This window comes from Frateuria sp. (assembly GCF_013362045.1).
GTDB lineage: Bacteria > Pseudomonadota > Gammaproteobacteria > Xanthomonadales > Rhodanobacteraceae > Frateuria_A.
On sequence record NZ_JABFWW010000066.1, the window covers coordinates 1 to 6,491 of the forward strand.

Here is a 6,491-nt window from a genome sequence, read left to right on the forward strand (position 1 = left end):
GGGCGCGCGCTTCGCCGTTTCGCCGGGGGCCACCTCGCGCCTGCTCGACGCGGCGGAGGACGTCGCCCTGCCGCTGCTGCCCGGGGCGGCCACCGCGAGCGAGGCGATGGTCCTGCTCGAGCGCGGCTACCGGCACCTCAAGTTCTTCCCGGCGGTGCCCGCTGGCGGTGCGAAGCTGCTGGCCGCCTGGGCCGGCCCGCTGCCGCAGCTGCGCTTCTGCCCCACCGGCGGCATCAGCGCCGCCAGCGCGGCCGACTTCCTCGCCCTGCCCAACGTGCTTTGCGTGGGCGGCTCGTGGCTCACGCCCGCGGATAAGCTCGCCGGCGGCGACTGGGCAGGTATCGAGCAGCTCGCCCGCGCGGCGGCGCAATTGCAGCCGCGCTAGGAGTGCGGCAGGGCAGCGATGCTCCTGCCTGCTGCGCTTCAGCGGAACTCGGGCGCGACCTGGCCCACCCGAGCCACCAGTTCGGCGTGCGCCGCCCTGTCGACGGGCTTGTGCGTCACCCTGGCCGTCGCCGGATGGCGACCGAGGAAGTTGCCGTTCCTCCAGTCGCGCGCCGGTCGCACGGGTCGCGGAGCGAAGCCGCCGCCGCAATTGGGACAGACGCCATGCAGCACCTGCTCCACGCAGTCGCGGCAGAAGGTGCATTCGAACGAGCAGATGTACGCCTCGCCCGAATCCGGCGGCAGGGGCTTGTTGCAGTGTTCGCAGCTCGGGCGCAGTTCGAGCATGGGCACATTCCCTGGGATGGCGGCAGAGTACGCGGCGTCGCCGGCGGGCGAATGATAAGCGGACGCCCGCGGGGCGGCCGGGTAATGATCGCCCGGCGCCCAGCGCAAGCATGTGGCGACGCTTGAGCGTTTCGTCGGCGCCCAGCCGAAGGCAGGAGCGCGCTGTCATTTCGTTCCATGCGGCGCCCATGGCACGGCGTGGCAGCCGCGGGCGAGCACAAAGCCGCGCAGGACCTGTCACAGCCGCATGCCGAATCCCGCGGTTGCGCCAGGCCTCGGGCACGTGGAGGCAGTCCATGTGCAGGTAGCACGCCGCCGCCAGGGTAGAGAAATCGAGGCTGGCGGTCGCGTAGCCGATGCCGGCGCCGCCGCCTGGTGCAAGCCATGCGTGCAGGTGCGACGGCTTGGCGTCGGGCGCCGCGGCCGGCAGCCGCTCGGAGGCTGCGTGCCCGATACACAGGGCAAAGGCTGCGCTGGTCGGCGGCGCACGCACGCGTCCGCTATCGCGATCAGCCGCGCTCGAGGCCGAAGCCTTCGTCGAGCCATCCGGTCAGCCCGCCGATCATCTCCTTTACCGGCCGGCCCAGCCGCGCCAGCTTGAGCGCGGCCTGGCGGGCCCCGTTGCCGTGCGGGCCGGCGCAATAGACCACGAACAGGGTGTCGGCCGGATACTCGGCCAGACGCTGCCCGGTGATCGTGCGCACCGGCATGTTGAGTGCGCCGGGGAGATGGCCGGCGGCGAACAGCGCGGGGATGCGCACGTCCAGCAGCACGAAGTCCTTCGCCTCGTGGCGGCCGGCGTACCACACGTCGGCGCAGTCGGTCTCGAAGGCCAGGCGTGCCTGGAAGTGCGCCTGCGCCTCGGCGGCAGCTGCGGCGGGGGTCTGGCTGACGACGCTCATGGGGTGCTCCGCCCGGTGGGATGGCGCCAGTGTGCGCACTGGCGGCAAGCGCGGCCATTGGCGAAAATGACCGGCATCATGAAAAAACCGCCAAGGCCGCCCGCCGCCGCCAGTGCACCGCGCAACCTGCGCGTGGCGACGCTCGCCTACGATGGCCTGTGCACCTTCGAGTTCGGCATCGCAGTGGAAATGTTCGGGCAGCCGCGGCCGGAACTGCCGGCCTGGTACGACTTCCGCGTCTGCGCCGTCGAACGCGGCCCCCTGCGCGCGGCCGGCGGTCTGCGCGTCCGCGCCGACGGTGGGCTGGAGACGCTGGAGGACGCCGGCACGGTGATCGTGCCTGGCTGGCGCGGTGCCGATGCGTCGCCGCCGCCGAAGCTGCTCGTGGCGCTGCGGGAGGCCCATGCGCGCGGGGCGCGGCTGCTGTCGTTCTGTTCCGGCGCCTTTGTGCTGGCCGCCACCGGACTGCTGGACGGCCGCCGCGCGACCACGCACTGGCGCCATGCCGATGCGCTGGCGGCGCGCTTCCCGCGGATACGGGTCGAGCCCGATGTGCTGTATGTCGACGAGGGCTTGCTGCTGACCTCCGCCGGCAGCGCGGCGGCGCTGGATCTCTCGCTGCACCTGATCCGTCGCGATCACGGGCCGCAGGTGGCGAACCAGGTGGCGCGGCGCGCGGTGGTGCCGGCGCATCGCGACGGCGGCCAGGCGCAGTTCATCCCCTCGCCGTTGCCCGCGCAGGGCGAAGCCCTCGGCGCACTGCTGGAATGGATGCGCCGCCGTCTCGACCGCCCGCTGCCGCTGGCCGAACTGGCCGCGCGTGCACGCACCAGCGAACGCACCCTGCTGCGCCGCTTCGAAGCGGCCACCGGCCGCTCGCCGCGGCAATGGCTGATCGAGGAACGGCTGGGCCGTGCCCGCGAACTGCTCGAAGGCAGCCGGTTGAGCGTCGAACAAATCGCAGACCGTTGCGGCTACGGTCACGCCGACAGCCTGCGCCACCATTTCCGCCGCGCGCTGGGCCTGAGCCCGATGCGCTACCGCGAGCGCTTCGGCCACCGCGGCGCGGCGACAACACGCATGACCCTGCCGGAGAAACCATGATCCATCTGCTGCTCGCCGCCATCTGCAGCGTGCTGGTGTCGGTGCTGCTCAAGCTTGCCCGCCGGCTGGACGTAGACGTGGGCCAGGCGATCGCCTGGAACTACGTGGTCGCCGCCTCGCTCAGTGCCTGGGCCTTTGCGCCGGCCACGTCTGGGCTGCATGCGGCAGCCGCCGTCTGGCCGGCGCTGCTGGCCCTGGGCGTGCTGCTGCCGACGATCTTCCTGGCGCTGGCCGGTTCCGTGCGCCACGCCGGCATCGTGCGCTCGGAGGTCGCCCAGCGCCTGTCGCTGCTGCTGTCGCTGCTGGCCGCGTTCGCACTGTTCGGCGAGCCGCTGAGCGCGACCAAGGGCTGGGGCATCGCGGCGGGGTTGGCGGCGCTGCTCGGCCTGGTCTGGCGGCCATCGATCGACAGCGGCGACATGCCCGATGGGGCACGGCGCTGGACGTTTCCGCTGCTGGTGTTCCTGGGCTTCGGCGTGATCGACGTGTTGTTCAAGCGCGTGGCGCAGGCGGGCGTGCCGCTCGGTGCCGCGTTGCTGGCGATGTTCGTGCTGGCGCTGCTGGTGTCGCTCGTCCTGCAGGCGTGGCGCCTCGCATCCGGGCAGGCGCACCTGGGCGGGCGCAGCCTGGCCGCCGGCCTGCTGCTTGGCCTGCTCAACTTCGGCAACATCCTGTTCTACCTGCGTGCACACCAGGCGCTGCCCGGGCAGCCGGCGCTGGTGTTCGCGGGCATGAACCTGGGCGTGGTGGCGCTGGGCGCGCTGGCGGGGCTGGTGGTGTTCCGCGAGCGGCTGTCGCGCCTCAACCTGGCGGGCTTGTCGCTCGCGGTGCTGGCGATCGCGCTGCTGGCACGCGGCTGAGCGTGACTTCTGGGGTATGAACACGCGGCAGGCGCTGCCTATGCTGGCGTTCTTACGAGTCCCCGAGAGGTCGTTCCATGCGCAAGCTTCCCCTGGTCGCGGCAATGGCCGCGCTGCTGCTGGTTTCCAGCACTTTCGCCGCCGACAAGGACAACAAGCATGAGGGCGACAAGCCCGACGCCGCCCTGGTGCAGCCGAAAAGCTCGCAGACCACCGGCACGGTGAGCGTCGAGGGCCAACGCATCGACTACAAGGCCGTGGCCGGCACGCTGGTACTGCACAAGCACGGCGACCAGAGCGACGAGCCGACCGTCAGCATGTTCTACACCGCCTACTTCAAGCAGGGCGCGGATCCGGGCAAGCGGCCGGTCACCTTCATCTACAACGGCGGCCCCGGCTCGGCCACGGTGTGGCTGCACATGGGCGCGTTCGGCCCCAAGCGCGTGGTGACCAGCGACGACAGCCACACGCCCGCGGCGCCGTATGGCCTGGTCAACAACGACTACAGCCTGCTCGATGCCTCCGACCTGGTGTTCATCGATGCGCCGGGCGCAGGCTTCTCGCGGCTGATCGCCGATGACGCGGACAAGGGCAAGCGCGACGAGCAGATGAAGGAGCGCAAGAAGGAGGTCTACGGCGTCGACGGCGACGGCCACGCCTTCGCCCAGTTCATCACCCAGTTCCTGTCCAAGTACGAGCGCTGGAACTCGCCCAAGTACCTGTTCGGCGAGAGCTACGGCACCACCCGGTCGGCGGTGCTGGCCAACATCCTGCAGAACGACGACAGCGTCGACTTGAACGGCGTGATCCTGCTTTCCCAGATCCTCTCCTTCGACACCAGCATCGACGGTCCCGAATTCAACCCCGGCGTGGACCTGCCCTATGCGCTGGCGCTGCCCACCTTCGCCGCGACCGCGTACTACCACCATCGGCTGCCGCAGCAGCCGGCCCAGCTCGAACCGTTCCTGCGCGAGGCAGAGCAGTACGCGCTGGGCGACTACGCGAGCGCGCTGATGCAGGGTTCGCGGCTGGACGATGCGCGCAAGCGTGCGGTCGCCGAGAAGCTGCACCAGTACACCGGCCTGCCGGTCGATTACCTGGTCAGGGCGAACCTGCGCGTCACCGGCGGCATGTTCGAGCACGAATTGCAATTCGACGGCGACCTCACCACCGGGCGCCTGGACAGCCGCTTCTCCGGCCCCTCGCTCGACCCGCTGGCGAAGGATTCGGAATACGACCCGCAATCCTCCGCGATCAGCTCGGCCTACGTGGCCGCCTTCAACGACTACGTGCGCCGGCAGCTGAAGTTCGGCGACGGGCTGCAGTACCGCCTGTTCGCCGACATCGACCACTGGAACTTCTCGCACAAGGCACCGGGCGTGCATGGCGAGGCGCTGCAGCAGTCGACCAACGTGATGCCCGACCTCGCCACGGCGATGAAGACCAACCCCAACCTCAAGGTTTTCCTCAACGGCGGCTACTACGACCTGGCCACGCCCTACTTCGCGGCGCAGTACGAAATGGACCACCTGCCGATCCCGGCCTCGCTGGAGAAGAACATCTCCTACGCCTGGTACCCGTCGGGCCACATGGTCTATGCGCACGAGCAATCGCTGAAGGCGCTGCACGACAACGTGGCGCGCTTCATCGAGCAGACCGACAACGTGAAGTGAGGGCTAGGCCCTTCGGCTTCGGCGCTATGCGCATACGCTCCAGGGCGAACGGACAGGATAAAGTCCCTTCGTGCTGGGCGTAGGCGAAGCCGGAGTCGAAGCGCCGCCTCCGCCCGCCTTGCTATGCTCGGGGCGCCTCCACGCCAGTGAGTCCCATGCGCGCCCTGATCGACCGCTACATCGACGCCTACAACCGCCTGGACGTGGGCGGCATGCTCGCCGCGCTGCATCCGCAGGTCACCTTCGAGAACGTCACCGCTGGCGTCATCACGGTGCGCACGCAGGGCATCGAGGAGTTCAGGCGGTTGGCGCAGAGCACGCTGCCGCTGTTCGCGCGGCGGCGGCAGACGGTCACCGCCTACAGTGAAAAGGATGGCGTGGCGCACGTGGGCATCGCCTTCGAGGGCGTGTTCGCGCTCGATCTGCCCAACGGCGCACGCGCCGGCCAGACGATCGCCTTGAATGGACACAGCGAATTCCGCGTGCACGACGGGCTGCTGATCCACATCGCCGACATAAGCGATTGAGGCGGGTAGGGGGTGCCGGGCTGAAGCCCATCTGCAAGTCGTGGTGAATCCTAGGGTGGGCTTCAACCCGCCATGCCCTCACACCGCCAGGCCGATGCCGTGCGCCTCGCTGCCAGGGCGGCGCAGCAACGCGCTGCGCCAGCGCTGTTGTGTGGCGCCGTCAGCCTCCTGCAGAAACTGCGGCTTGTTGGCGACCAGCGCCGCCACCGGCACGCCGTCCTCGTACAGCACGCGGGTGCCGGCAAGCGCGGGCAGCTTGTCGCCGGCGAGCACGGTGCCGACCAGGTTGAGCGGGTCGCTGCCGCTCACGCACACCAGCTGCTGCGAGGGCTGCCGCTGGCGCACCGCGCGCAGCGCGCCGATCGCCTCGGGCAGCGCGAACTGCTCGCCGACCAGGCCCTCGACGAAGCGCCCGCCGCGGATCTCGCCGCGCGCCTCCAGCCGGTGGTACACGCGCAGCAACTCGCGCCAGGAGGGCAGCCAGGGCGCCTCGCGTTCGAGCAGTTTCCAGAACACCACGCCGTAGCGGCGCAGGAGCACGCGAGCCACGTGTTCCACTTGTTCATCCCCCTCTCCCCCGGCTCTTCCTGAAGACGGGGAAGAGGAAGGGCCACTCCTGCCCGGACCCGGCCAAGAGCGCGCCGTAGGCAATTCCGCCGGGGGCACCCGCCCCTCATCGGCCCCCTTCGGGGC

Annotated in this window: 6 protein-coding genes and 2 pseudogenes; 5 read left to right on the forward strand and 3 right to left on the reverse strand. The window is 70.2% G+C overall.

Features of this window, described 5'->3' with window-relative positions; genetic code table 11:
• Positions 1-385: pseudogene (locus HOQ08_RS03310) on the forward strand (keto-deoxy-phosphogluconate aldolase); the annotation flags it as partial.
• 38 nt (positions 386-423) lie between these two features.
• Here HOQ08_RS03310 and HOQ08_RS03315 read toward each other — a convergent pair.
• Positions 424-732, reverse strand: coding sequence for a DUF1272 domain-containing protein (locus HOQ08_RS03315; RefSeq protein ID WP_291191592.1), 309 nt, complete (start codon positions 730-732; stop codon positions 424-426).
• Between the two features lie 509 nt (positions 733-1,241).
• A complete protein-coding gene (locus HOQ08_RS03320) occupies positions 1,242-1,634 on the reverse strand; it encodes a rhodanese-like domain-containing protein (protein WP_291191595.1) in 393 nt (130 codons plus the stop codon).
• A 78-nt stretch (positions 1,635-1,712) separates the two neighbouring features.
• Here HOQ08_RS03320 and ftrA point away from each other — a divergent pair, with 78 nt between their 5' ends.
• The 4 genes from ftrA (at position 1,713) to HOQ08_RS03340 (ending at position 5,798) form a co-directional block, all read left to right on the forward strand.
• On the forward strand, positions 1,713-2,738 hold the full coding sequence (gene ftrA / locus HOQ08_RS03325) for a transcriptional regulator FtrA (protein ID WP_291191598.1): 1,026 nt from the start codon (positions 1,713-1,715) through the stop codon (positions 2,736-2,738).
• Positions 2,735-3,598 (forward strand): EamA/RhaT family transporter, encoded by an 864-nt coding sequence (locus HOQ08_RS03330; RefSeq protein WP_291191600.1) that lies wholly within the window; start codon positions 2,735-2,737, stop codon positions 3,596-3,598. The genes ftrA and HOQ08_RS03330 overlap by 4 nt, the downstream gene beginning before the upstream one ends.
• A 77-nt stretch (positions 3,599-3,675) precedes the next feature.
• A complete protein-coding gene (locus HOQ08_RS03335; RefSeq protein ID WP_291191603.1) occupies positions 3,676-5,271 on the forward strand; it encodes a peptidase S10 in 1,596 nt (531 codons plus the stop codon).
• 155 nt (positions 5,272-5,426) lie between these two features.
• Positions 5,427-5,798, forward strand: coding sequence for a nuclear transport factor 2 family protein (locus tag HOQ08_RS03340; protein WP_291191606.1), 372 nt, complete (start codon positions 5,427-5,429; stop codon positions 5,796-5,798).
• A gap of 78 nt (positions 5,799-5,876) precedes the next feature.
• On the opposite strand, the pseudogene HOQ08_RS03345 reads toward HOQ08_RS03340, so the two are convergent.
• Positions 5,877-6,362, reverse strand: a pseudogene (locus tag HOQ08_RS03345) (ATP-dependent DNA helicase); the annotation flags it as partial.
• Between the last annotated feature and the right edge of the window lie 129 nt (positions 6,363-6,491).